A 23,545-nucleotide genomic window follows, 5' to 3' on the forward strand; every position below is an offset into this window, starting at 1 on the left:
GGGTACCCTGTGCTTGATTACCAATTCATCAGATGCCAATCTAACCCCTGATTCATTATCAAGGATGTCAATAATGCTCAGACGTACGAGCACCTTCCTGCTTTGTCTGACGACTACCGTTGGCAGTAGCCTTGCGGCGACTATCACGATTGAAGGCTATCGCTTCCCGGTCTGGCCCGAGATGGAAGGTTACTCAGCCTGGTCACTTAATTATCCCGGTGAGAACGCGGCTTGGACAATCCCATTGAACGAAGAATTGGGTGAACGTGGCCGGTTGGCGTATTTCGCTAAGAATGAAGAAACTCGAATTTCAGATTATTACGCCTATCTGGCGGGTGCTCTTGTAGGTGATGGCCACGAGGTTTATGGTCTGGAAACCGCCTATGACATGATGATCTCACCCCAACCCGATGGCATTCAGCGCGACCAGGAAGTCGCTGGTCGGACCTGGCACTTGGAAGCGATTCCCCGAATCCAACCTGATGTTTTCTTTCGCCCGGGATTCAACCAATCTATCTACACCTACGATCCAATTGTCTACATTGGTGAGCGCGAACGCGCGAAGTATGACTACCTGGTCGATCACCACACAGTCCTCGTCAATTCACTTCAGGTCGGCCCGAACAACACCACTGAAACGCTGACGGAGTCTCTATTTACGCGAAAAAACTGGGTTGCCTACAGTCGGCACCAGGTTACAGCCGACGATTTGAAACGGACGGTGGATGACCCCGAAATTGCGCCTCATATTGTGCTCGTCCGGGGCCATGACAGTGGCGGTTACCTGTCTCCGGGCGCCGACCCGGCTATTCAATCACGTACACTCACCCTTGTCAGGGATATGGATATTCCAGATCTGGAAACCCAAGTGCCTCAATACGAGCCATTGTTGTTGGTGTCAATCCTGGGTTTGAAAGTGGATCAATGCGACTATTCAGCACCCGAGGCGGTCCAGCGGTTACTCAAACAGGTGGGACAACCCTCCGCAAAACCGGAGGTCTCCGGGAAGCACATCGTCACACTGAGTGACTTGGTGTCCTGGTGGAGAAATGAACCGTGTTGATCCGTAACTGAACAGCTCGAAATGCGGTTGGAGGCTTTTAACCTTGGATGAACGGCGTGATAAAGCATTAACGTTTGTTTGGTTTTTCCTCATCGCTGTCCTGTTGATGGGCTGCAGTCAGGATCCATCCCTCCAACCCCTGCATTCTGGAAGCCGCATTCTGGCATTTGGCGACAGCTTGACCGAAGGCGTCGGTGCAGACGACGCGGCGGCTTACCCGGCCGTGTTGAGTTCACTTACCGGTCTGGAGGTCATCAATGCGGGAATATCCGGTGAAATCTCGGCCGAGGGATTGCGACGGCTACCAACTGTGCTCGACCGGTACGAGCCGGATCTGGTGGTGTTGTGCCACGGTGGCAATGATTTACTGCGCAAAATGGATCCGGCCCTCACAAAAGCGAATCTGGCAGCGATGATCGAGCTGATTCGGGAGCACGGAGCTGAGGTGGTCCTGATCAGTGTGCCGGAACCCGGCATCTTCCTTTCCTCTGCCGATTACTATGCCGAGGTAGCCAAAGCATACGATGTCCCGGTGGAAGACGACATCCTGACGGAACTCCAGGGGGATTCCGGCATGAAATCCGACCGGGTTCATTTTAACGCCGCGGGTTATTCGGCCATGGCCCAGGCCGTGAAACGACTGATGGAACAGAACGGCGCCCTCCCCTGACGGTTTGGCTCGCGATACCGTCACACATTCCCGGCTATGCTAAGCTGATGCGGCCAAGGTCGTAGGCGGACGGAATCGTCAGCCTGGTACTCCGCCGCTTGTAACGTGTTTTCGATCGGCGTTACAGACACAGACAAAGGGAATTCACGATGGCCAATACGTCCCCTTTCTACCTGAGCCCACTAAAATACCTGACCCACCGGCTCGATCATCTGGTTCAAAATCGTCTTTGGATAAAGGTTTTGATCGGCCTTGGGCTGGGGATTGTTCTGGGCTTCCTGCTCAGCCCGAATCTCGGCCTGGTTGAACCGACGACGTCCGGCGTCCTCACGGCCTGGTTGGCTCTGCCGGGTCAGCTGTTTCTTGCGCTGATCCAGATGATCGTCGTACCACTGGTGGTAGCCTCGGTTGTGCTGGGATTGGCAACCAACAACGATATGAATGCGATGCGAAAGATCGGGCTTTCGGCGGTGGCGTTCATTCTCGTTACCACGATCATCGGAACGGTGACGGGCATCGGTCTGGCTCAAACCCTCCAGCCCGGGCGACAAATCGACAGTTCGGCCTTGGGCGTTACCGTCGATGTGGCGGAAAGGGACGTCGAATCCGCCACCGGTGGCTTTCCGTCCATTCAGGAGGTGCCGGACAAGTTCATCAGCCTGTTCCCTTCCAACCCGATGGCGTCCATGGTGTCCGGCGAAATGCTGCAGGTCATTATGTTCTCGGCCATTCTCGGGTTCGCGCTGATATCCATCCCGCCCAAACGCGCGTTACCCTTGTTTGATCTTCTTGGGGCATTACAGGAAGTCAGTATGCGGGTGGTCTCCTGGGCGATGTATCTGGCCCCCCTGGCCGTTTTCGGGTTGATCACGCGGCTGGTGGCCAGCCTGGGGCTGAACGTGCTGGCCGGGATGCTGCTGTATGTCATTACCGTGGTGTTGGGCTTGGTTGCCCTGGCATTGATGTATCTGGTGATTGCCCGTGCTTTGGTGGGCACGCCGATCAAACAGTTTTTCATGACCTCGAAAGAATTGCTGTTGCTGGCGTTTTCGACCAGCAGCTCGGCCGCCGTGATGCCGATGACCCTGAAACTCACCGAAAACACCTTCAAGGTGAAACCCGGCATCGCGCGCTTCCTGGTGCCTCTAGGCGCCACCATCAACATGACGGGAACGGCTCTGTACCAGGGCGTGGCGACCGTGTTTCTGGCCCAGGTGTTTCAGGTGGAGCTGACCTTCATGAACTATGTGTTTGTGGTGACCATGGCCATTGCCGCCTCCATCGGCTCCCCCGCCACGCCCGGTGCGGGCATAGTCATTCTCAGCATGGTGTTGGAGGGTGTCGGCATTCCAGCTGCCGGAGTGGCGCTGCTGCTGGGCGTGGACCGAATTCTGGACATGTGCCGGACCGCCATTAATGTCCTCGGCGATGTGGTGATGTGCTGTGTGATCAATGAATTCATTACCGAGGATGAAGAAAGCACGACCGAAAACACACCACCCTCGCAGCAGTATGAGCCACCCTCATCGTGAGACCATCGTCGTGTTGGCGGACTCGCGTGGCGCTTCTATTCTGGTAGGGCTTACGGGGCCAGGCGTACCGTTTTGACCGGTTCTGACAGGAGATTCCCATGTCCACAGACTATCAGCCCATTAAAGACCACTTTCGGAACCATCCGAAGGTCGAAATCGCCGAAGGCCGGGGCGCCCAGGGTCTAAAACTCAACGGCAAGATGTTCGCCATGTTCTACAAAGGCGACCTGACGGTGAAGCTGAAACCGGAAACGGTCACGCGCCTCATCGACGAGGGCGCCGGCTTGCCGCACGACCCGGGCACCGGTAAACCCATGAAGGACCGACTGTTGATTCCTTCCGACAAGCGGGATACCTGGATCGAGTACTGCGAGTTGTCGCTCCGGGAATGTTCGTGAACACAGTCCCGCGCTTGGACCGGTTCGTTGCCCCATACATCCAATAGCCACGAGGTTCACACCATGTTCAATGCCCTTCTGATCGAAAAAGACGACGACGGCCAACACGTTGCCATCCAGTCGCTGAGTGACGATCGCCTGCCGGAAGGCGATGTCACCGTCTCCGTCGACTGCAGCACCTTGAACTACAAGGACGCGCTGGCCATCACTGGTAAAGGCCCGGTGGTCAAGCAGTTCCCGATGGTACCCGGTATTGATTTGGCGGGAACCGTCGAGCACTCGGACACCGACGCGTTTAAACCCGGCGACGCCGTGCTGTTAAACGGCTGGGGCGTGGGCGAGAAACACTGGGGCGGATTGGCCGAGAAAGCGCGCCTGAAAAGCGATTGGCTTATTCCGCTGCCCGATGCGTTCTCGGCCAGGCAGGCCATGGCCATCGGCACGGCCGGTTACACCGCCATGCTGTGTGTCATGGCGCTGGAACGACACGGGCTGACGCCGGATCAAGGGGATATCCTGGTTACCGGCGCCAACGGCGGAGTCGGCAGTTACGCCATTGCGCTGCTGGCCCGACTCGGATTCAAAGTGGTGGCGTCCACCGGTCGACCTCAGGAAGCGGATTACCTGCGAGACCTGGGTGCAACCACCATCATCGACCGCCAGGAACTGTCCGAACCCGGCAAACCCCTCGCCTCACCCTGCTGGGCCGGTGCGGTCGATTCAGTAGGCAGCCATACACTCGCCAATGTCCTGGCGGCGACGCAGTATGGTGGAACCGTTGCCGCGTGTGGTCTGGCCCAGGGTATGGACCTGCCCGCCACTGTCGCTCCGTTCATTCTTCGTGGCGTTACACTGGCGGGCGTGGACAGCGTTATGCGACCAAAAGCGGACCGCATCGAAGCCTGGCGGCGCTTGGGGGAGCTGGTATCCGCGAAGGAGATCGACGCCATTACCCGGGCTATTCCGCTTGAAGATGCCGTCGAGACGGCCGAGCAGCTGTTGATAGGCGAGGTCCGCGGTCGTGTCGTAGTGACACTGAGGCGATAGCGTCGTCTGTGCCCGTTTAACGCCGCTCGGGCAACAGCAGTTCACCTTCGATCGGGATAAACCGGGTGGCCGCCTGGACCAGGCTGTTGGCCGTCAAGGCGGGCACACCATAAACTTCAACGCGTACGCCGGGTTGCTGGCGGATCTTGTGAACCAACAGGTCGAAGTCGCCATCGCCGGAGACCAGCACCACCACATCCACCTGAGGGGCGATGTCCATCACATCCACGGTGATGCCAACGTCCCAGTCGCCCTTGGCCGAACCGTCCTGGCGTTGGATAAAAGGTTTCAACTTCACCTCGAACCCGATGGCCCGCAGAATATTCTGGAACTGTCGCTGCTTCTCATCGCCTCGGTCGATGGCGTAAGCCTGGGCGGCCACCACGTCGCGGTTTTCCGTGGCCTGTTGCCAGAACCGGTTGTAGTCGAACCCACGACCGTGGATCTGACGGGTTGTGTAGTAGACGTTCTGAACATCGACGAATAGGGCTACGCGTTCCATTGGGTTCTCTGTTTCGCCTCTGGTCGCTTGATGTGGACTTGATAGAATAACACGGGTATTCAACGAAGGCCGGGATATGAGAATTGTTTCGGTGAGCAGCTAAATTCGTAATCATAAAGGGAAGCCCAAACCGCCAGTGTCCAGTTCAAGTGTACAAGTGATCGACACACAGCCACTTTTCGCGTCCGATAGCCTCCCGACAGGGTTCCACGCCTGCCGTTTCACATTCGGTAACCAGCCCATCGTTCAACTGTCGAGCAGCCAACTATCACTCGACTTGCCTGCGTCATTAAACAAGGCAGTTCCCAAACGACAGGCCGAATTCCTGGCCGGTCGCTACTGCGCACATCGAGCCAGTGAGGCGCTTGGGTATAAGCTGGATGATCTGCCGATCGGGCCGGATCGCGCTCCGATATGGCCGGATTCGCTGGTCGGGAGCATTACGCACACTGATGGCCTTGCCGCCTGCCTGGTTGGAGCCAAGGATCTGTATCGGGGTTTGGGTCTGGATATGGAGTGGTTTATACCGGAGTCATCGGTCGATGCGATCCAGAACCTGGTCGTGGTTGATGGAGAACTTGCAGCGCTCAAGAGTCTGGGCCATGAGAGGCTGGCGCTGACCGTGTTGTTTTCAGCCAAGGAGGCGATTTACAAAGCCATCCACCCCACGGTGGAACGCTATGTGGACTTTAAGGAAGTCAAATGCCAAGCTCTGGAGTCGGATCGGCTGTTGTTCACAATGGAAGCCCGATTGGCTTCGGAATTACCCGATGTACAAGAATTGACCGTTGAATTCGAACGAACAGACACCTTGATTACGACGTGGTGCAGACTTGACCCAGCGGGTCACTGAAAGTGTCTTACAAGCAAATACCGTCCATTAATCCAGCGAATGGAAACAGTCCAATTGCCAAACCTGTGTACGAATAGCCTGTTTGCTGTGTGGCTCATCCCAGGGAGCATATACGCGCATAGCCCGTTTTCCGCCTTTTCCATTGATAGAAACAACCCCTTTCCTTGTTAAGATTTCCCGATCGAACAGAAAAACACCGTGTTGGCTTGCATTACAGGTCGCAACCACAAAAAGCTCAATTTCGTCCTCACTGTCAAACGGCGAAATCTCGGACGTCGGGGTGTCCCTTTTCCAGAGCGTCACGAATTGACCGATCTTCTTCGGAGTGGTTTTAGCTTGTCGAAAGACAGCATCTTTTCCGTCGAGTGTAAAGCGCAACGCCCCATATTCATGACTTTCATGCTCGATTTTGGGCTCTGCACAAATGACCATCCGGTTGGGTTCGAATAGGTATCGGTTGATATCCAGAAAGGAAACAGGCACCTCCCCAGGCTTAAGTTCATCCAACCAATTCAAAACAGAATCGGGTTTTCGTACGTGCACCTGCGAACAAAAAATAGTCACGGTATTCCTTGTAAGTGAGTGGGTGGCTGCGGGATGACTGCACTTGATCGAACACTTTGCCATCATTCTTGTCATTCGATGCGGGTTCCCTGTGATCGGTATTTTGGTACAGTGCTCCAGATAATGGAAGCCTTGCAGACGGCGTACCAGACTTGCCGACTAACGCACTCTTCCCACCCGACTCCTGGAGCCGTATATGGACATCAAACTGGTCGATGCACCGGATATCGATGTTGTTCTCAATTTATTTACCTACTATCTGTACGATATGTCGGAATACACCGGTTGGCCGGTGGACGAATACGGTTGTTACCCGACCGAGCCCCAAAGAGAAATGCTGGAGCCCTACTGGCAACGCGACGACCACTACCCTTTCCTGATTCAAGTGGATGGCGGGACCGCCGGGTTTTCTATGCTGCGCCGGTTCCCGGCGGAACCGGACTGGTACGATGTCGGCCAGTTTTTCGTGTTGCGCAAGTTTAAACAGCTTGGCGTGGGACAGGCGGCATTCGATTTGTCCGTTTCCCGATTTCCAGGCCAATGGATCACCCGGGTACTGACCAACAACAGTGGTGCGCTGGCTTTCTGGAAAAAGGCGATTCATCGTCGCGCGAACGGTCCGATTCAGTTCAGAATCGAAATGGACGACGACTTGGAGATGCATTTCTTCCGTTATTCAATTGATGCCCATTGTTGATCCGTTTACAGCCCCTCTACCGCCTCCTTGTAATGCTTGCGGCACATGGACACGTAGCGTTCGTTGCCGCCAATAACGACCTGATCCCCTTCTTTGATCGCGTTGCCGTATTCATCCAGCCGGGCCACCATGATGGCCTTGCGGCCGCAATGGCAGACGGTTTTCAGTTCACTCAGCTTGTCCGAAATGGCCAATAGTCGCTCCGAGCCCGGAAAGAGTTCACCCTGGAAGTCGGTACGGATGCCATAGCACAGCACCGGGACGTCGTAGTCATCGACCAGTTCGGCCAGTTGGTCGACCTGCGTACGGGTCAGAAACTGGGCTTCGTCGATCAGAATGCAGTCGGTGTTGTCCTTGAAACCCTTGTACCAATCGATCAGGTCGGTGTCCGCGTCGAAGGTGTCGGCGGCCTTTTCCAATCCAATGCGGGAGCTGATGCAGCCCTGACCGAAACGGTCGTCGATGCGGGCCGTCAGCAAACGGGCTGTCATGCCGCGCTCGCGGTAGTTGTACTCGGATTGCAGCAGTGAGGTCGATTTACCGGCGTTCATTGCTGAGTAGTAAAAATAGAGCTGGGCCATGGGCGTTCCTGTTCAAACGGTTTCATATCGGCGGGATGTTCGGAATAATAGCCGGCAATCACTTCACCGCGAAAGGAATACCATGCGCATAATTTCGTTCAATATCAATGGTGTACGGGCCCGTATGCATCAGTTGAAGGCCTTGTGCGAGCAAGACCCGGCCATTCTGTGCCTGCAGGAAATCAAGGTTCACGACGATATCTACCCGCACGACGATGTTCGCGAGGCGTGCGGGCTAGAGTCCGTCACCTGGGGGCAGAAGGGGCATTTCGGCGTGGCGACCTTGGCTCCCCAGGCACTGGAGTCGTTCGACAAGGGCTTCCCGGACGATGGCGAGGAAGACCACCGCCGCATGCTGATCACCCGGCATCCGCTGGCCGACGGCCGCCAGTTGACGGTGTTGAACGGCTATTTCCCGCAGGGCGAGAACATCAATCACGAGAAGAAATGGCCGGCCAAACGGAAGTTTTATGCGGATTTGTTGGCGTGGTTGAACAACAATGCTTCAAAAGACGATCTGCTGGTCATCCTGGGGGATTTCAACGTGGCTCCGGTGGACGAGGACATCGGTATCGGCGAGCAGAACAAGAAACGCTGGCTGCGCGAAGGTAAATCCGCCTTCCAACCCGAAGAACGGGAATGGTTCGAGAAGATCCACGACTGGGGTTTCACCGACAGTTACCGGCATTTGTACCCGAACGTGGACGACCGCTTCAGCTGGTTCGACTACCGCTCCCGGGGGTTCGAGCGAGACCCGAAGCGCGGGTTGCGGATCGATCACATTTTGGTCAGCGCGCCGCTGGTGCCGTTGATTCAAGACGCCGGGGTCGATTATGAGACCCGGGGGATGGAGAAACCCTCGGATCATGCGCCGGTTTGGTTGGATCTGGATTTGGAAATGGCTTGAGTGGTGGGGCCGGATTGCGCCATTGTTTCAAATGTCGCTTCCGGCACTGACCGGCGGTTCATTATTCTCCCATGGTGGGCGGTGCCCACCCTACGGGGGCGAGCATCAGTTGTTGGGTTACGCCCTTCGGGCTAACCCAACCTACTCGATTTGCCGGTTTTTTCTCCTACGGTGAGCGCACCCGCAAGTAGGTTGTATAAGCCGTAGGGTGGGCACGGCCCACCAGGGGAACTCAACGAGCCACCGATCCGCACCATTAGTCTGCGATGAGACAATGATTCAATTCGGTGGATACATAACTTCTCGATGGTGGGCGGCCGAGACCGGGATGCCGGACCAGACGTACCGACCCACCCTACACTTATGTCTTCCTACTGGCGCGATTACAGCGCTTCCACCTTGAACCCCTTACCGCCCAACTCGTCCGCATGCTTGTGGTCGGTAACAACGGTCTGGGACACCTTATCCGGGTCGAAGTACTGGCAGGCGACGCGGACGACGTCGTCCGGCTTCACGGCCAGCAGGGCTTCGCGGTAGGCCTTGCGGAAGTCGTCGGTGCGACCGAACAGGCGGTTCTGGAACGCCTGTTTGGCCTCACCGGCGGGCGATCCGGGGCGATCCATGGAGCCGACGACGCCGAGGATGGCGGATTCGACCTGGTCGGCCTTGGCGCCTTCGCTGCGGATCCACTCCAGGCTGGCCTTGAAGTCGTCCAGTGTGCCTTCGATGCGCGGGTCCCGGTAGGAGAAGAAGCGGAAGGTGCCGGTATTGCTGTCGTGGCTGGCGCCACCGCCGTAGGCCCCACCCTGCTCGCGTATGGTGCGGTGCAGGTAGTTGTCCCGCAGTATGCCGGCCAGCACGGTCAATGGAGCGGAGTCCGCATGCTCGGACAGTACGGTCGGATAGGCCGAGGCGCAAAAATTGACCTGCGTATTGACGCTCCAGGCCAGTTGCCGGGCGGCCGGGTCGATATCGGCGGTCTGGTCGATCGAGGCCGGTTGGCCGGTGCGCTTGTCCAGGCCGAATTGCTCGGTCAGTTCGGTCGCCGTCTCCAATTCGGACGGTTCGGCGATCAGCACGGCCTGGGCGCTCTGTTCGGTCACCTTGGCATGCAGATCGCTCAGGCGAGCCAGCCATTGATCCAAATGCGCGTCTTCCTGCTCGAAATCATTCAGCCAGCCTTTCAGGCGACGAATCGCCGGCAGGCCGCCCATCTCGTAAGTCAGAGCATTGGCGCGATTGTGGTGGGCACTGGCGGTCTGCATGGCGAGCATGTGGCCGGAACCGGTGACACTCTGCTGGCGCCGCGCGCTCATTTGCCGGAGCAGATCGTGGATGCGGCTGCGTTCGTCGAACCGGGGTGAAGTCCAGTGCTGGTGCAGGATCTGCGTCAGCTCGTCCAGGTGGCGCATCAGGGCGCGGCCTGAGAGGACCAGATAGCCGGCGACGGTGTTGGCGCTGTTCAGCGGGTTGCGGAACTGACTGTGCAGGCTGACGCTGCCGGTGCGGGCGGCCTGCCATTGCTGCATGCCGAGGTAGTCGCGCTCGCCGGCGCCGAGTTCGGTCAGCACGGCGGTGTAGATCGGCAACAGGGCCAGTTCATCCGTGGTCAGGTCCGGCAACGGCACGTACCACTGCTGGTAAGCCAGGCCATTGGTGCCGGCTTCGTAACGCACGATTGAGCCTTCGGAAACCGGGTGAATCCGTTTGACGTCCGGTTTGACGTCATCCAGCGTCACCTTGGGCAGCATTTCAATGTCGTCTTCCTGCTCCTGGCGCTCTTTCAGTTTTCGGGCCTGTTCGACGATGGCGGCCTTTTCGTCTTCGTCGAGCCGGGACTGGATGCGGTCCAGTCGGGCGCGTTCATTGGCTAGCTGGCGGTCGTGCAACTGGTCTTCCGGTCGCAGGGTCAGCCGTACGCGATGGCTGTTGTCGAGCAACAGGCTGCGCACCAGGTGGGGAATGTAGTTCGGGTCCTTACTGAGCTCGCGCAGTTTCTCGAGCGCGGGGTCGATGTCCAGCGAATCCATTACCGAACCGCCATGTGTGGCCGCTCCGATGACGGAGAAGATCAGGTGCATACCGTAGGGCTGGCCATCGCCGGTGATTTCCCGCTGCGAGAGTTCCAACTGATGCAGCATGGCTTCAATGTCTTCGTACGGCACGCCTTTCTCGGCGACCTCTTCCAGGGTATCGATCACCAGTTGTTCAAAAGCGGCGGCGTGCTCGGGTTCACTGCCCTCCAAGCCGCAGACGAACATCATCTCGCGGTTGGAGTCGTCCAGGCCGCACATAGGTGACGGGTTGGAGCCGAGCTCGGTGTTTTCCAGTGCTTTGCGCAGCGGTGATGCGCTGTTGTCGAGCAGGACATCACTGAGCAGGTGGGCTTCCAGCTGGGCGAACAGGTCGGTGGACTCGCCCAGTAACCAGCCGTGAACATGGTGCGTTTTGCCGCTCAGATCGCCGGGTTCGGCGGCGTAGGCGTCTTCGACTCGCAGAATGCTGTTGAATCGTTTCTCCAGCGCCACTTCCAGTTTGTGGTCCAGCGCTTCGAAACGGTGCAGCGCCTGGTCGTGGATGCGTTGCTGAATGTCGGCCGCCGGGCGATCGCCGAAGGTGAAGAAGGTGGCGTTGCTCGGGTGGTAGTGCGTTTTGTAGAAGGCCTTGAGCTGGTCGTAGGTCAGATCGGTGATGGCCTCGGGGTCGCCGCCGCTGTTGAAGTGGTAGGTATTGTACGGGAACAGGTGGTGTTTGATGCCCTGGTACAGCTGGCTGACGGGGGAGCTCATCGCGCCTTTCATTTCGTTGAAGACGACGCCTTTGTAGACCAGCGGTGAGTTCGGGTCGTCCGGCTCGCTGAATTCGAGCCGGTGGCCTTCCTGCAGGAAGTCGAGTTCTTCCAGGTTGGAGAAGAAGACGGCGTCGAGGTAGACGGAGAGCAGGTTTTCGTAGTCCTTGGCGTTTTCACTGGCGAAGGGATAGGCGGTCCAGTCGCTGCTGGTCATGGCGTTCATGAAGGTGTTGAGCGAGCGACGCGTCATCATGAAGAAGGGGTCGCGCACGGGGTAGTTTTCACTGCCACACAGGGCGGTATGCTCGAGGATGTGGGCAACGCCGGTGGAGTCTTTGGGCATGGTGCGCAGGGTCACCATGAAGACGTTTTCCGGGTTGTCGCTGCTGATGTGGTAGTGGTCCGCTCCGGTGACGCGGTGGCGGTAGTGTTCCAGGGTGACATTCAGGGAGTCGACCCGGCGGGATTCGACGACATCGAACGCTTCGTGAGCTTTTACGGTCATACCTTTCCATTCAATCAATCGATTTCCTGTCCATAATGGGGTTCTGTCGGGCTCGCGCAAGCCTTATTTACTGTGGAAACCGGGTTTGTTTTTGGTGCCAGAACCCGCACCGGGGGCCGGGTGGTCCTATTCGAGGTCGCCGTGAACCCATCCATGGGGCTTGACGGCCGCATCCCTGCGGCCCACATCCTCGTATAGGACCACCCGGCCCCCGGCGCTTGCCATACCGAAAATCGGGTATAAGCGGCTGTTAATTGAGGATTGAATGGGGAATCCGGCACTGAACGCTTTCATGCATTGTCAGATTCCGTAGAATACGCGACCTTTTCCGGGAAGTGAGGTAGAAAGAGGGCGTTATGGCAGAATTCGTACAAGGTCAGCGCTGGCTGGCGGACGGGGAACCGGAACTGGGGTTGGGCATGGTGCAAGGCATCAGTGGCCGTACAGTGACCCTGTATTTTCCCGCCTCGGATGCGGAACGCTGCTACGCTCTGGAACAGCCGCCGCTGACGCGGATCCGCTTTGAGGCGGGCGAGACCATCGATCGCCGCGATAAGCCCAAAGAGGATGTGGCCAAGGTTCATGAACTGAACGGTCTGCTGGTGTATGAAACAACCGGCGGCGAGATGGTGCCCGAGACGGAGTTGGGCGATAAGATGGCGCGCAACAGTCCGTTGACACGGTTGATGACCGGTCAGACGGATCACCCGAACTGGTTTGCTTTCCGGTCGCAGTTGAACGAGGGCAATCAGCGCATCTGGAATACCCACCTGAACGGTTTGCTCGGTACACGCTCCTCTCTGTTGCCGCATCAGTTGTATGTGGCGAAGCAGGCGACCGAGCACACTCGGGTACGCGCCCTGCTCTCCGATGAGGTCGGTCTGGGTAAGACGATCGAGGCCGGGTTGATCATCAACCGCCTGCGCCAGCAGGGCCGCGCGAGCCGAGTGCTGATCGCGGTGCCGGATGCGCTGCAGGCGCAGTGGCTGGTCGAGCTGGTGCGGCGTTTTTCGATTCATTGCGAGTTTTATCAGTCCGACGATCACGATTTCGGTCTCGGCCAGGTGCATCTGATTCCGCATACGCTGTTGAATAACGCGGAAGAGATGCAGTGGGTTACGGCGCAGGATTGGGACATGCTGGTGGTCGATGAAGCCCATCACTTGTCGTTGCGCGAGCCGGCGGAGGATGAGACGACGTCCTGGATCGCGATGGCCAGGAAGCTGCCGCATCTGTTGTTGTTAACGGCGACGCCGGAACAACTGGGCCACGAAGCCCATTTCGAACGGTTGCAGCTCCTTGACGCATCGCGCTTCACCAGTTTTGAGAATTACCAGGCCGATGAGCGTCAGTTCCGTGACCTGTCCGATCTTGCGGTCGCGTTGTACAAGGATCAGGTGGACGATTCCGTTCTGGCCGAACTGAAAGCGCTCGGCATCGAGTGGCACAATGACACAACCCGTGCGCTGAACGAGGTACTCGACCGTCATGGCACCGGTCGCACGGTCTACCGCAACACCCGGCGCGCGGTGGCCGGTTTCTATCCGCGCGAGGTGGAAGCCCACCCGGCCGCTGATGATGCCGAGCGCCTCGCCTGGCTGGTGGATTGGGTAAAGACGCATCGCGACGAAAAAGTGCTGCTGATCACCCAGACGGCGGAAACCGCCCAGGAATTGGCCCACTCGCTCTGGCACGGCAACGGCATCGAGGCGACGGCGTTCCACGAGGGCCTGAACCTGATCGAGCGCGACCGGGCCGCCGCCCATTTCGCGAGCCAGGAGGAAGGCGCCCAGATCCTGGTGTGTTCCGAGATCGGCGGTGAGGGCCGTAACTTCCAGTTCTGTCACCATCTGGTGCTGTGGGACCTGCCAGATCACCCGGACGTGCTGGAACAGCGCATCGGCCGTTTGGACCGCATTGGCCAGACGCAGACGATTCACATCCACCTGCCCTATCTCCGGGACTCTCAGGATGAACTGCGTTTTCGCTGGTATCACGAGGTACTCGCTTGCGTCGAACACTTGCAGCCGGCCGCCGGCGCCATTCACGAACAGTACGCGGAGGCCTGGCACGCCACGCCGGACGATGCCGAGTTGACCGGTAAAATCCGCGACGAGCTGAACCGACTGAATGAAGAACTGGAGAACGGCCGGGACGTTATGCTGGAGTTGAATTCCTGCCGCCAGCCGGACGCCAACAACCTCCGTTCCCGCATCGAGGAGCTGGAAGAACACAGTGCCTACGGTGTGATCGAATTGGCCGCGGACCTGCTGAATCTTCACTTCGAGCCGCTGAATGAGGGCGTTTACGAGCTGATTCCGTCGGACAACATGTTGATCCCGACCATTCCGGGCATTCCCGAAGGCGGCACGGTGATCTGCTTCGATCGCGACACCGCCCTCGCCCGCGAAGACGTTTTGTTTGTCTCCTGGGAGCATCCGTTGATTGTCGGCCTGCTCGACATCCTGAACAGCTCCGAACTCGGACAGGCGAGCGTCGCCCTGCTTGAGACCCAACAAGTGCCGGCCGGCCAGGTTCTGCTCGAGGTGCAATGGAAATTCGCCATTCCGGCTCGTACCGCTCACGCATTGCGCCCACACATCAACAACGGCCTGCTGCGTACCCTCACGCTGGAAGGTGGCACTACCGACCTGTCCGAAGCGCTCAGTGAGTCGGCCCTGGAACCGCAGATCAAGACGCTGCCGATCAAGACGGTTCGCAAGCTGATCCAGGGGGCCAAGGACCGCATCCCGCCGATCTACGAGACCGGCCTCGGACACGCCCAGAAGCAGTTCGACCAGGAACTGGAGCGGGCCCGTCAGGCTCACATTCAGGCCAATGAGGCCCGGATCGAGCGATTGCGCTACCTCGCCACGGTCAACCCCATGGTGAACGAACAGGATGTGATGAAAGCCGAAATGCAGGCCGAGATGCAGGAAACGGCCTGGGACGATGTCGAGCTTCAGCCGGTTGGGGTCAGAATGATCCTGTGCGCGCCTCCGGGAAGTGTCTGAGACCAGCCTGCGGATCGGAATGGATCCGACACATCGGGCAATGGCGTTGTCTGCCGGATGTCTTTCGTGCCACTGGATCAACCATTGGCTGATTGGCGTCCATGGCAGATAACGCTGTCGCTCTTCTGCCCAACAAACCCGACGGCCCCTTTACTTCGGTATTACACAAAATTTGACAACCCGGAGACTGGCGAGGCAGGCGAAACTGGTTTAGGGTGAAGTGACCTTCGATACACTCAAAAAGAAGAACAATATGAAGGAAACCGTCCTGATCGAACGCCGGGATGGCGGTCTGGCCCGGGTGATTCTGAACAAACCCGAGTCCGGGAACGCCTACGACGATGAACTGATCTGCACCCTGGTCACCGCCCTGGACGACCTGGCCGATGACCCCGACATCAAACTCGTCTGGCTCTCCGGTCGGGGTTCCCATTTTTGCACCGGGCCCGACCGACAATGGCTGAAGCGACGCCAGAAAGTCGGCCGTGCCGAGCACTATCAGGACGCTGAGCAACTCGCGCGTCTACTCTCGACCCTGTACAACTTCCCCTCCCCTGTCCTGCTCACCGTGCGGGGCGACGTCAATGCCGCGGCGGTCGGTCTCGCCTGCTGTTGCGACCTGGTGTTGGCCAGCGAACGTTCGACGTTTTGCATTACCGAATCCCTGTTCGGCCAGGTTCCGGCGTTGAGCAGCCCGTATCTGATCAAGGTGTTGGGGGAACGCGCGGCCAAGTATTACGCCCTGACCGGTGAAGTCATGGATGCCTATACCGCCACGCGGCTGGGCCTGGTGAACCGACTGGTTCCGTCCGATGAACTGGATGCCGTGGCGGAAGTGCTGGCGCGGGGCATTCTGGCGCGCAGCGTGGAGTCACTGCGCACCACCAAGTCGGTGCTGCATCTGGCCGCCAACGAGGTGTACGACGAGACGCTGATGGAAAGCCTGATCGATTGTTCGACGGACGTTCGCTCGGACGTGTCCGAAAACCTCCGCAATGGTGAAAGCGCCTGACGCGCTCAGCGCTCCAGCGCGGCCGCCAGAAAGGGAATCAGTTGATTCATCACCTCGTCGATACCGGTGTCTTCCCTGGTGTCGGCGATCGACATTTCCCGCAGCACTTCGATACTCGACATGGTGAACACACAGGCGCCGATGGCGAAGTGAATTCGCCAGAAGATTTCCTTGGGCGACAACTCCGGGTGGGCATCGCGCAGGTAGGTAATAAAGCGGGCATAGGTGCCGTTGTAATGGTCCCGCAGGAAACGCCGCAAATGGCCCTGAGCCTGGGTATAGGCCAGGCCGAGCAACCGCATGAAGACCGACAGTTTATTGCTCTGGCCGGATGAGGTCACACCGGTCAGCATGGTTTTCGCCAACACGCCCAGAACATCGTCGAGCTTGGGGTTCGGGTTGCCGGCGGCCATGGTCGCCATTTCCTTGTCGAGCTTATTGCAAAACGGAGTCAGAAAACGCGCGAAAACGGCCTGGATCAGGTCTTTTTTGGAGCCAAAATGATAATTCACCGCCGCCAGGTTGACCTTGGCACGGGTGGTGATCATCCGCAGGGAGGTTTCGGCGAACCCCTTTTCGGCGAACAGCTGTTCGGCGGAATCGAGGATGCGGGTTACGGTATCGGCTTGGCTCATTACTGCGTCTCTGATTTCGTTACTTTGTTTTATTCGTTACATTGTTTTAAACGATCGTTTAAAACGAGAATATAACCTACTTTTCATTGTTTTGCAGGTCCAAAGCGAGAAAATGTCCGAATCATTCGCAGACAACCGCCGGTCGATGCGATAATGTCAGCGCAAGGTATAGGGCCGGCTGTGAACCAGTGCCCATATTGAAAACCGCACAAATGCCTATAAGATTAGGATTGACTTGAATCACGGAGGTTTGCCTATGGCCGACTATCAGAACACCGTTTCCCAACGCGCCGAATCGGCGCTGGCGACGAACAAAGTACTGCGTAATACCTATGCGCTGCTGTCCATGACGCTGGTTTTCAGCGCCGTAACAGCGGTGTTGTCCATGAGCCTGAACCTGGGTCATGGCGCATCCCTGATCATGATGCTCGCCGCCATCGGTATTCTGTGGTTCGCCCTGCCGCGCAGTTACAACAGCAGCATGGGTCTGGTGTGGACATTCGTCTTCACCGGGCTTATGGGGGCGAGTCTGGGGCCAATCCTCAACGCCTACCTGGCGCTGAGTAACGGTGCCAGCATCGTCGCACAGGCACTGGGCGGTACCGCAGTGGTCACCTTCAGCCTGTCCGCCTACGCGGTCACCACCAAGAAGGACTTCAGCTTCCTGGGTGGCTTCGTCATGGTCGGCCTGATCGTTGTACTGGTGGCTATGCTGGCGAACCTCTTCTTCGCCATCCCGGCCGTCAGCCTGGCCATCTCAGCCGGCGTTGTCCTGCTGATGTCCCTGCTGATCCTGTTCGATACCAGCCGGATCGTGAACGGCGGCGAGACCAATTATGTTCGCGCAACCGTCGGCTTGTATCTGAGCATCTACAACCTGTTCGTTCACCTTCTGCATCTGATTGCCGCATTTACCGGGAACGACTGACGGGTTGACTGATACAGCAATCCTCAAAGGCCGCTTTTTGCGGCCTTTTTTATGTGGGCCGGGTCGGTCTGGCGTCTCGGCCGCCCGCCATGGGAAGGATATTGATCCACGCCCACCCCACGAGTTCCGTGATTGCGGTTAAGTAGGTTGGATTAGCCTAAGGCGTAATCCAACATTACTACGGTGTCGATAGATGGTCTCGTGGCACTGTCAAACTTGTTGGATTACGCCCTTCGGGCTAATCCAACCTACACAACACTGCCTTAAGAACTTTGCAATATTCACAATCCAACCGCATTGCGAGAGGTTAACATTCTTCCATGGTGGGCGGCCGAGACCGGGGTGCCGGACCAGACGTACCGTCCCAACCTACTTGGGGGTGTGACGTGGTGGGCATTGCGGCGATCATTAGGTTTGATGTTTGATTGTCCTTCCTTTGGTGGGCCGTGCCCACCCTACGAGTTCCACGGCTGCATTGGCTAGCGGCGGGGACCGGGTTCTGGTATCAGGGGATGTCCACAGCAGGGATGCTGTGGTCAAGCCTCCATGGACGGATACACGGCGACCCCTGATGCCTGAACCCGGTCCCCGCTGCGGGTTCAACCACGAATCCAAAATCAACCACAGTCTCAAACACCATGCACCCGCCCAAAACAGTGCTATCCTCTCGGGCAAGCGACAAACTCTGGTTTCAAACCGTGTTAATATAACGCCATGAATCTGCAACTGAACATTTACGCCGCGCCCTGGAGTCAGAGCAGCCAGGAAGACGCCCTCGCCTATGCCCGCGCCGCTCGCGCTCAGGGCTTGTGCATCAAACGCGTGTTTTTCTTCATGGACGGAGTCTACGCCGGGCTGACGGCCCAGTCGCCGGCCAGTGACGAGATCGACATCCGCGAGGAGTGGGTCGAATTGCACAAGCGGTCCGGCTGCGAATTATTGCTGTGCATCGCCGCCTCGGCCAATCGGGGCCTGCTGAACGAAAGCGAAGCGCAGCGCCAGGCCAAATCCAGCGTGACCGTCGCCCCGCCCTTCGAACTGGTCGGTCTCGGCCAGTGGACACTCGGGTTCGGCGACTGTGACAAGGTGGTCAGCTTCCGATGAAACATCCGCACTATGAAACCGTCATCCTGGTCACCCAACCGACCTACCAGCAACGCCGGAGCGAAGAAATCCTCGAAGCGATCATGAGCCTGGCCCTGTTCGACCGGTCGCACTGCGTGGTCTTCTGGGATCAGGCGTTGAGCTGGTTGATCCCGCATCAATCGCCCATCCTCGGCAAGTCGCTCAGCAAGCAGCTCAGCGCCCTGCCCTTGTACGGCTCCGAAGCCCTGTTCTATTGCGACGCCCATCGCGATGCCACCCTGGGAGACCAACCCCTGGCCGAGGAAGCCGAACCGCTTTCGCTCGACGGTGTCGCCGAATTACTGCGCACAGCCCGACATGTGGAGGTGTTCTGATGGCGTTTTTAACCCTGACCCAACCACCCACACCCCGCCAACTGGCCCTGTTCCATGTCTGGCTGACCTCGGAAGACCGGCTCTTGCTTCGCGAGGACGCCCGCGTCATGATCTGGCAGCCCAATCCGACCGAGGCCCAGGGATACATCCGCGAAAGCGATGCCCAGGCGCTCGGCGGCGAACGCCACCCCGACTGGGCACTGATCAACGACGCCGATTGGGTGGAAATGACGCAGCAACAACATCCTGTGGTCACTTGGTAACTATTCACCAGATTCCACTGTAGGCTAGCACCGGGTGCCGGGTAGACCTATGCGGGGATGTGCGCAGCATGGATGCTGCGGTCAAGCCCCCATGGATGGGTTCACGGCGACCCCGAATGGGTCTACTCGGTAACCGGTGTGGGTTATACCACCAAGTGAAATAATCGAATTGCATAGGTTATGTTTAGTATGACCGACCACGCCACCGACCACCTGGGGTTTCTTCAGGACGCCCGAACCTGGACCGAACATTGGTGCCGCCATCAAGCCGAGGACCAGGGTCTGGAACTGACCGAGCAAGACCTGGCCATTGTCCGGTCGTTGCGTGACTTCTATTTCGAATACGACCTGTCACCCGCCATGCGGCCGCTGGTCAGGCATTTGAAGAACTCATTTGGGGCGGAGGTGGGCAACTCCATCTACCTCATGCAACGCTATGGGGAGAGCCCGGCCCGCACCTTGGCGCTACTGGCCGGCCTGCCCAAGCCCAAGAACTGTCTTTGAGCCTTTTATGACCGATTCTTTGACCTTTCCCGGCATCATCCGAGCCCTGGGCCGGGGTAAAAACGGTACCCGTTCGTTGACACGGGAGGAAGCCTGTTTCGCGATGACCGAAATCCTGGCCAACCGGGAAACGCCCGCTCAATTGGGCGCCCTGTTGATGCTGATGCGCGTAAAGGAAGAAATTCCGGAGGAACTCGCGGGCATGGCCGAAGCCGCCCGGCAAAGCCTGCCCGCCTGGCGGGGTCGCGACATCGCCATCGATTGGCCCGCCTATGCGGGCAAGCGCAAGCAGCCGTCCTGGTATGTCCTGGCGGCGCTGGCGTTGGCTCGCGGGGGATACCCTATTTTCATGCACGGCGGCGGTGAACACACGGCCGGTCGGCAGTACGCCCGACAAGTATGTCTGGCGCTGGATGTGCCGATCGCGGCGGATTGGGAGCAGGCCCAGTCCCTGAGTCTGGAGCACCCATTGGTTTACTGTCCGCTGGTCAACTTTCTGCCCAAGCTGTCGTCGATCATCGACATGAAGGCCGAGCTCGGTTTGCGCTCACCGGTGAACACCCTGGTGCGCAATCTGAACCCCACCGGCGCCCGAACCAGCCTTCAAGGCATGTTCCATCCAAGCTACAAAGCCCTACATCACGAAACCGCCTGTTTGCTGGGCGATGATCGGAATGTGGTTCTCAAAGGGGACAGCGGCGAGTTCGAAGTGCGCCCGGACAGTGATTCGACCGTATCCGTCCAGGCGCCGGAGCATCCCAAGTCGTTCGAGTTCCCCCGGGTGTTGCAAAAACGCGCCGTCCGGCCGGACGCCCCGTCGATGGAGGCGCTGCTCGATACCTGGTATGGCCGCGAGGTGCCGGAATATGGCCTGGCGGCCGTGTTGCAGACCATGGCGCTGGTGTTGATGGTGGCGGACGGGTCCAAACTGGAGTCGGCGCGGGAGAAAGCCTCCCACCTCTGGGAAAACCGTCTGTTGTGACCTCGCGGGCACATGACTACCCACAGTCTGGCATGGAGTTTGAAACGGGTCTGGTAAGAAGGATGTATCAGCCATGGACGGTGCCGATTGTGCACGTTTTGATCGCACAATCGACCTTAAGCGCACCATGACCGCACCCGGAGGGATCAATATGACTACCGCACCCGCTTCATTTCGCTTAACCCCCGGCTTCCAGCGCGTGCTGATGGCCTCGGTTTTCTTTGTCGGCATATCCCTGTTGGTCTTGTCCGTCTCGGCCCTCGCCGCCAGCTTGCTGGGCTTGTTTCCGGTTCAGTTGAACCTGGGCATCGCGTCCCTGCTGAGCGGAGTTGCGGCCATCGGCACGGCCCTTGGTCTTGCCAGCTGATCTTAGATCTTCTTCAGCACAGCCTCGTCGAATGCCTTGAGCTTATCGCTGAGTCGGACTTCGATACCGGCGGACACGCCAAGGCTCGACAGTCGTTTCACACTGTCCGGTAACGCCTGGACTTCACGCCGGCAATAGTCCCGGGCCTGGTCCAGGCGCTCCAGGCGCATGTCGTCCACTACCTGACCGTCTTTCATCACCGGTTGCAGCAAGGGCGTGCCGCTGTCGGCCTCATCGCGAAGCGTGAGCCGGTCGAAGTCGATGCGGCCGTCTGTGTCGTAATGACGATAGACCTGCTTGCGGCCCGGCAGAATGTGTTTGCCCGGTGAGGCCTTGGTTCGCCCTTCGCCATCGTACTCGGTCAGTTTGTAAACCAGGTCGATCATGGGCGAGTCTTTGGAGCAACCGACATCGGTCCCGACACCGAAACTGTCGATCGGTGCCCCGCCTTCCACCAGTTGGGCGATTTTGAATTCGTTCAGGCCGCCGCTGACAAAAATCTTGATGTCATCCAGGCCGGCTTCATCGAGCAACAGACGGGCCTGTTTGGACAGGCTCGACAAGTCGCCCGAATCCAGTCGTATACCGCTGATCAAACCTTCGGTCGACGACCTCTTCGCCAATTCGATCACCTTGCGCACGCCTTCGAGGGTGTCATAGGTATCCACCAGCAGTATGGTCCCCGGATAAAGCCGCAGAAAATGCTCGAACGCGGCGTCTTCGTCCTGATGGGCCTGGATGTAACTGTGCGCCATGGTACCGGCGACCGGCACCTGGTAGTGCAAACCGCCGAGGACATTACTGGTGGCATCGAGTCCGGCGATCCAGTAGGCGCGGACGCCTCGCAAGGCGGCATCGGCACCGTGCATCCGGCGCAGGCCGAAGTCGACCACGCCGCGCCCCTCGGCCGCCAGAACGGTACGCACGGCCTTGGAGGCGAGCAGGGATTGCAGATGCACCTGATTCATGACAAAGCTTTCCAGTAGTTGGGCTTCGGCGATCGGCGCTTCGACTTCCAGGATGGGTTCGTGCGGGAAGATCGGCGTTCCCTCGGGAACGGCGTGGACATCGCCGGTGAAGCGAAAATCCCGCAACCAGGTCAGAAACTCGTCTTTGAAACCGCCCAATGAGTGCAGCGCTTTCAAGTGCTCCTCTTCGAAAGACAATCGCTCCAGGTGTCGTATGACCTCGGTCTGGCCGCAGGCGAGAATGAAATTGCGCTCCGGGGGCAACTCGCGAAAATGCAGGCTGAACACGGCCCGGCCGTGCATGCCGGTCTCCCAATAGGACTGCAGCATGCGCAGTTCGTACAGGTCGGTCAGTAAGGCGATGTCTTCTTGGCTCATCCAGCCGCCGTTGCTGAACATCTGTTCCCTCCTCGCAGTGCTTTATCCACCATGCCTTAGGGTAGTCGAGATGTTAGACAACCCCATGACGATTTCCCGGACCTCATTTCAGAACCAGGGTCGCGCCGGCCTCGACGTCGAATCGACGATCGAACCGGCCGCCGGCTTTTTCCAGCGTTTCGGCTAGCCACTGGGCGTCGTCATGTCCGGCCCGGTCAAGCCGGAATTACTTCAGACGGAATGGAACCCGGGTCAATGATCGCAGGTGGCCGTCATCCCGGGCCAGGGTGTGCCGGCCTCGGTGATGGCGGTTTCTCGGTGTGGTCATGGCATTCCCGGTCTCCGTCAGTCGCAGCGATAGTCGAACATGTCGAGCGCGTCGGTCAGGTAGTCGGCCAACATGGGATGGGCGATGAGGTAGTCGGCGGTCTTTTCGTTCCAGGCGTAGGCGGCTTCGGACAGGGCCGATTCCCACTCGTCCTGTTCGAAGTCACCGCGGCCAACCCACAGCAGTGCGACGACTTCCTGTTGCTGGTCGGGTTCGAGGTCTTTGATGATGCTGCGGAATTCCTTGAAGACGGGGTCTGCGGGGTGGTTGGCGAGAACCTGGAGGTACCAGTCGTCGTCGGGGCCGGTGGGTTCTTCGGGGATGACGATTTCTTCCTTGACGTGGAAGGCGCGGGCCAGTTCGATCAGGCGGCAGACGGTGTCCGGGTTGACGTTCAGCATGGTGGAACCTCCTTGCGGAATGTTCGGAGACTCAAGGTCTCAGGTTGGGTTCTGTGGTCTGGTTTCAATGGCTGGGTGAGTTGCCAGGGTCCGCACCAGTGGCGGGGTTGAGGTATCCGGGGTCGCTGTGAACACATCCATGTGAGCTTGACCGCAGCATCCTTGCTGCGGACATCCCCGGATACCTCAACCCCG

Annotated in this window: 24 protein-coding genes; 17 read left to right on the forward strand and 7 right to left on the reverse strand. The window is 58.5% G+C overall.

Annotated features, from left to right (window positions below):
* Positions 1-73 precede the first annotated feature (73 nt).
* The 5 genes from IE111_RS10140 (at position 74) to acuI (ending at position 4,710) form a co-directional block, all read left to right on the forward strand.
* Complete coding sequence (locus IE111_RS10140; RefSeq protein WP_189608433.1) at positions 74-1,063, forward strand: hypothetical protein; 990 nt, start codon at positions 74-76, stop codon at positions 1,061-1,063.
* Between the two features lie 43 nt (positions 1,064-1,106).
* Positions 1,107-1,733: an arylesterase gene (locus IE111_RS10145; RefSeq protein WP_229805308.1), complete on the forward strand. Its 627-nt coding sequence runs from the start codon at positions 1,107-1,109 to the stop codon at positions 1,731-1,733.
* A gap of 149 nt (positions 1,734-1,882) precedes the next feature.
* Positions 1,883-3,265: a dicarboxylate/amino acid:cation symporter gene (locus IE111_RS10150; protein WP_189608434.1), complete on the forward strand. Its 1,383-nt coding sequence runs from the start codon at positions 1,883-1,885 to the stop codon at positions 3,263-3,265.
* 98 nt (positions 3,266-3,363) lie between these two features.
* A complete protein-coding gene (locus tag IE111_RS10155) occupies positions 3,364-3,663 on the forward strand; it encodes an MmcQ/YjbR family DNA-binding protein (protein WP_189608435.1) in 300 nt (99 codons plus the stop codon).
* 63 nt (positions 3,664-3,726) lie between these two features.
* Complete coding sequence (acuI, locus tag IE111_RS10160; protein WP_189608436.1) at positions 3,727-4,710, forward strand: acrylyl-CoA reductase (NADPH); 984 nt, start codon at positions 3,727-3,729, stop codon at positions 4,708-4,710.
* Positions 4,711-4,726: 16 nt separating this feature from the next.
* On the opposite strand, the gene IE111_RS10165 is transcribed toward acuI, so the two are convergent.
* Positions 4,727-5,212 (reverse strand): NYN domain-containing protein, encoded by a 486-nt coding sequence (locus IE111_RS10165; protein ID WP_189608437.1) that lies wholly within the window; start codon positions 5,210-5,212, stop codon positions 4,727-4,729.
* A 157-nt stretch (positions 5,213-5,369) separates the two neighbouring features.
* Between IE111_RS10165 and IE111_RS10170 the strand changes: the two genes are divergently transcribed.
* Positions 5,370-6,065, forward strand: a complete 696-nt coding sequence (locus IE111_RS10170; protein ID WP_189608438.1) for a 4'-phosphopantetheinyl transferase family protein — start codon at positions 5,370-5,372, stop codon at positions 6,063-6,065.
* A gap of 27 nt (positions 6,066-6,092) precedes the next feature.
* Here the strand turns inward: IE111_RS10170 and IE111_RS10175 are convergent, their stop codons facing one another.
* Positions 6,093-6,704, reverse strand: a complete 612-nt coding sequence (locus IE111_RS10175) for a MepB family protein (protein ID WP_229805309.1) — start codon at positions 6,702-6,704, stop codon at positions 6,093-6,095.
* Positions 6,705-6,825: 121 nt separating this feature from the next.
* On the opposite strand from IE111_RS10175, the gene IE111_RS10180 reads away from it, so the two are divergent.
* Positions 6,826-7,326: a GNAT family N-acetyltransferase gene (locus IE111_RS10180; protein WP_189608439.1), complete on the forward strand. Its 501-nt coding sequence runs from the start codon at positions 6,826-6,828 to the stop codon at positions 7,324-7,326.
* Between the two features lie 5 nt (positions 7,327-7,331).
* On the opposite strand, the gene IE111_RS10185 is transcribed toward IE111_RS10180, so the two are convergent.
* Positions 7,332-7,907, reverse strand: a complete 576-nt coding sequence (locus tag IE111_RS10185; protein ID WP_189608440.1) for a thymidine kinase — start codon at positions 7,905-7,907, stop codon at positions 7,332-7,334.
* A gap of 82 nt (positions 7,908-7,989) precedes the next feature.
* On the opposite strand from IE111_RS10185, the gene xthA reads away from it, so the two are divergent.
* Entirely contained in the window at positions 7,990-8,814 is an 825-nt protein-coding gene (xthA, locus tag IE111_RS10190) for an exodeoxyribonuclease III (RefSeq protein WP_189608441.1), read from the forward strand.
* Positions 8,815-9,197: 383 nt separating this feature from the next.
* Here xthA and IE111_RS10195 read toward each other — a convergent pair whose 3' ends face one another.
* The gene (locus IE111_RS10195; RefSeq protein ID WP_189608442.1) at positions 9,198-12,110 is read right to left on the reverse strand and encodes an insulinase family protein; all 2,913 of its coding nucleotides are present in this window, start codon (positions 12,108-12,110) and stop codon (positions 9,198-9,200) included.
* Positions 12,111-12,466: 356 nt separating this feature from the next.
* Here IE111_RS10195 and IE111_RS10200 point away from each other — a divergent pair, with 356 nt between their 5' ends.
* Positions 12,467-15,124, forward strand: a complete 2,658-nt coding sequence (locus IE111_RS10200) for a helicase-related protein (RefSeq protein WP_189608443.1) — start codon at positions 12,467-12,469, stop codon at positions 15,122-15,124.
* Positions 15,125-15,377: 253 nt separating this feature from the next.
* Positions 15,378-16,136, forward strand: coding sequence for an enoyl-CoA hydratase-related protein (locus IE111_RS10205; protein ID WP_189608444.1), 759 nt, complete (start codon positions 15,378-15,380; stop codon positions 16,134-16,136).
* 5 nt (positions 16,137-16,141) lie between these two features.
* Here IE111_RS10205 and IE111_RS10210 read toward each other — a convergent pair whose 3' ends face one another.
* On the reverse strand, positions 16,142-16,771 hold the full coding sequence (locus tag IE111_RS10210; protein ID WP_189608445.1) for a TetR/AcrR family transcriptional regulator: 630 nt from the start codon (positions 16,769-16,771) through the stop codon (positions 16,142-16,144).
* A gap of 256 nt (positions 16,772-17,027) precedes the next feature.
* Between IE111_RS10210 and IE111_RS10215 the strand changes: the two genes are divergently transcribed.
* The 7 genes from IE111_RS10215 to IE111_RS10245 all read left to right on the forward strand — a co-directional run bounded on the left by IE111_RS10215 (position 17,028) and on the right by IE111_RS10245 (position 21,275).
* On the forward strand, positions 17,028-17,699 hold the full coding sequence (locus IE111_RS10215; protein WP_189608446.1) for a Bax inhibitor-1/YccA family protein: 672 nt from the start codon (positions 17,028-17,030) through the stop codon (positions 17,697-17,699).
* A 714-nt stretch (positions 17,700-18,413) separates the two neighbouring features.
* Positions 18,414-18,803, forward strand: a complete 390-nt coding sequence (gene tusD / locus IE111_RS10220; protein ID WP_189608447.1) for a sulfurtransferase complex subunit TusD — start codon at positions 18,414-18,416, stop codon at positions 18,801-18,803.
* Positions 18,800-19,159 (forward strand): DsrE family protein, encoded by a 360-nt coding sequence (locus IE111_RS10225; RefSeq protein WP_189608448.1) that lies wholly within the window; start codon positions 18,800-18,802, stop codon positions 19,157-19,159. The genes tusD and IE111_RS10225 overlap by 4 nt, the downstream gene beginning before the upstream one ends.
* The gene (locus IE111_RS10230) at positions 19,159-19,422 is read left to right on the forward strand and encodes a hypothetical protein (RefSeq protein ID WP_189608449.1); all 264 of its coding nucleotides are present in this window, start codon (positions 19,159-19,161) and stop codon (positions 19,420-19,422) included. The genes IE111_RS10225 and IE111_RS10230 overlap by 1 nt, the downstream gene beginning before the upstream one ends.
* A 189-nt stretch (positions 19,423-19,611) precedes the next feature.
* Positions 19,612-19,926: a TusE/DsrC/DsvC family sulfur relay protein gene (locus IE111_RS10235; protein WP_189608450.1), complete on the forward strand. Its 315-nt coding sequence runs from the start codon at positions 19,612-19,614 to the stop codon at positions 19,924-19,926.
* A gap of 7 nt (positions 19,927-19,933) precedes the next feature.
* Entirely contained in the window at positions 19,934-20,908 is a 975-nt protein-coding gene (locus IE111_RS10240; RefSeq protein ID WP_189608451.1) for a glycosyl transferase family protein, read from the forward strand.
* A gap of 151 nt (positions 20,909-21,059) precedes the next feature.
* The gene (locus IE111_RS10245) at positions 21,060-21,275 is read left to right on the forward strand and encodes a hypothetical protein (RefSeq protein WP_189608452.1); all 216 of its coding nucleotides are present in this window, start codon (positions 21,060-21,062) and stop codon (positions 21,273-21,275) included.
* A 2-nt stretch (positions 21,276-21,277) separates the two neighbouring features.
* Here IE111_RS10245 and IE111_RS10250 read toward each other — a convergent pair whose 3' ends face one another.
* Together IE111_RS10250 and IE111_RS10255 are read right to left on the reverse strand one after the other, a co-directional pair.
* On the reverse strand, positions 21,278-22,642 hold the full coding sequence (locus IE111_RS10250; protein ID WP_189608453.1) for a nicotinate phosphoribosyltransferase: 1,365 nt from the start codon (positions 22,640-22,642) through the stop codon (positions 21,278-21,280).
* Positions 22,643-22,966: 324 nt separating this feature from the next.
* Positions 22,967-23,350: a DUF3775 domain-containing protein gene (locus tag IE111_RS10255; protein ID WP_189608454.1), complete on the reverse strand. Its 384-nt coding sequence runs from the start codon at positions 23,348-23,350 to the stop codon at positions 22,967-22,969.
* Positions 23,351-23,545 lie beyond the last annotated feature (195 nt).

The sequence above is a fragment of the Saccharospirillum salsuginis genome, assembly GCF_014651855.1.
GTDB classification, from domain to species: Bacteria; Pseudomonadota; Gammaproteobacteria; order Pseudomonadales; family Natronospirillaceae; genus Saccharospirillum; species Saccharospirillum salsuginis.

Bases quoted from the DNA above. Each gene is read 5' to 3' on its own strand.
- IE111_RS10140 (WP_189608433.1), top strand. From the start codon at position 74: ATGCTCAGACGTACGAGCACCTTCCTGCTTTGTCTGACGACTACCGTT.
- IE111_RS10150 (WP_189608434.1), top strand. From the start codon at position 1,883: ATGGCCAATACGTCCCCTTTCTACCTGAGCCCACTAAAATACCTGACC.
- IE111_RS10155 (WP_189608435.1), top strand. From the start codon at position 3,364: ATGTCCACAGACTATCAGCCCATTAAAGACCACTTTCGGAACCATCCG.
- acuI (WP_189608436.1), top strand. From the start codon at position 3,727: ATGTTCAATGCCCTTCTGATCGAAAAAGACGACGACGGCCAACACGTT.
- IE111_RS10165 (WP_189608437.1), bottom strand. From the start codon at position 5,212: ATGGAACGCGTAGCCCTATTCGTCGATGTTCAGAACGTCTACTACACA.
- IE111_RS10175 (WP_229805309.1), bottom strand. From the start codon at position 6,704: ATGACAAGAATGATGGCAAAGTGTTCGATCAAGTGCAGTCATCCCGCA.
- IE111_RS10180 (WP_189608439.1), top strand. From the start codon at position 6,826: ATGGACATCAAACTGGTCGATGCACCGGATATCGATGTTGTTCTCAAT.
- IE111_RS10185 (WP_189608440.1), bottom strand. From the start codon at position 7,907: ATGGCCCAGCTCTATTTTTACTACTCAGCAATGAACGCCGGTAAATCG.
- xthA (WP_189608441.1), top strand. From the start codon at position 7,990: ATGCGCATAATTTCGTTCAATATCAATGGTGTACGGGCCCGTATGCAT.
- IE111_RS10195 (WP_189608442.1), bottom strand. From the start codon at position 12,110: ATGACCGTAAAAGCTCACGAAGCGTTCGATGTCGTCGAATCCCGCCGG.
- IE111_RS10200 (WP_189608443.1), top strand. From the start codon at position 12,467: ATGGCAGAATTCGTACAAGGTCAGCGCTGGCTGGCGGACGGGGAACCG.
- IE111_RS10205 (WP_189608444.1), top strand. From the start codon at position 15,378: ATGAAGGAAACCGTCCTGATCGAACGCCGGGATGGCGGTCTGGCCCGG.
- IE111_RS10210 (WP_189608445.1), bottom strand. From the start codon at position 16,771: ATGAGCCAAGCCGATACCGTAACCCGCATCCTCGATTCCGCCGAACAG.
- IE111_RS10215 (WP_189608446.1), top strand. From the start codon at position 17,028: ATGGCCGACTATCAGAACACCGTTTCCCAACGCGCCGAATCGGCGCTG.
- tusD (WP_189608447.1), top strand. From the start codon at position 18,414: ATGAATCTGCAACTGAACATTTACGCCGCGCCCTGGAGTCAGAGCAGC.
- IE111_RS10225 (WP_189608448.1), top strand. From the start codon at position 18,800: ATGAAACATCCGCACTATGAAACCGTCATCCTGGTCACCCAACCGACC.
- IE111_RS10230 (WP_189608449.1), top strand. From the start codon at position 19,159: ATGGCGTTTTTAACCCTGACCCAACCACCCACACCCCGCCAACTGGCC.
- IE111_RS10235 (WP_189608450.1), top strand. From the start codon at position 19,612: ATGACCGACCACGCCACCGACCACCTGGGGTTTCTTCAGGACGCCCGA.
- IE111_RS10240 (WP_189608451.1), top strand. From the start codon at position 19,934: ATGACCGATTCTTTGACCTTTCCCGGCATCATCCGAGCCCTGGGCCGG.
- IE111_RS10245 (WP_189608452.1), top strand. From the start codon at position 21,060: ATGACTACCGCACCCGCTTCATTTCGCTTAACCCCCGGCTTCCAGCGC.
- IE111_RS10250 (WP_189608453.1), bottom strand. From the start codon at position 22,642: ATGTTCAGCAACGGCGGCTGGATGAGCCAAGAAGACATCGCCTTACTG.
- IE111_RS10255 (WP_189608454.1), bottom strand. From the start codon at position 23,350: ATGCTGAACGTCAACCCGGACACCGTCTGCCGCCTGATCGAACTGGCC.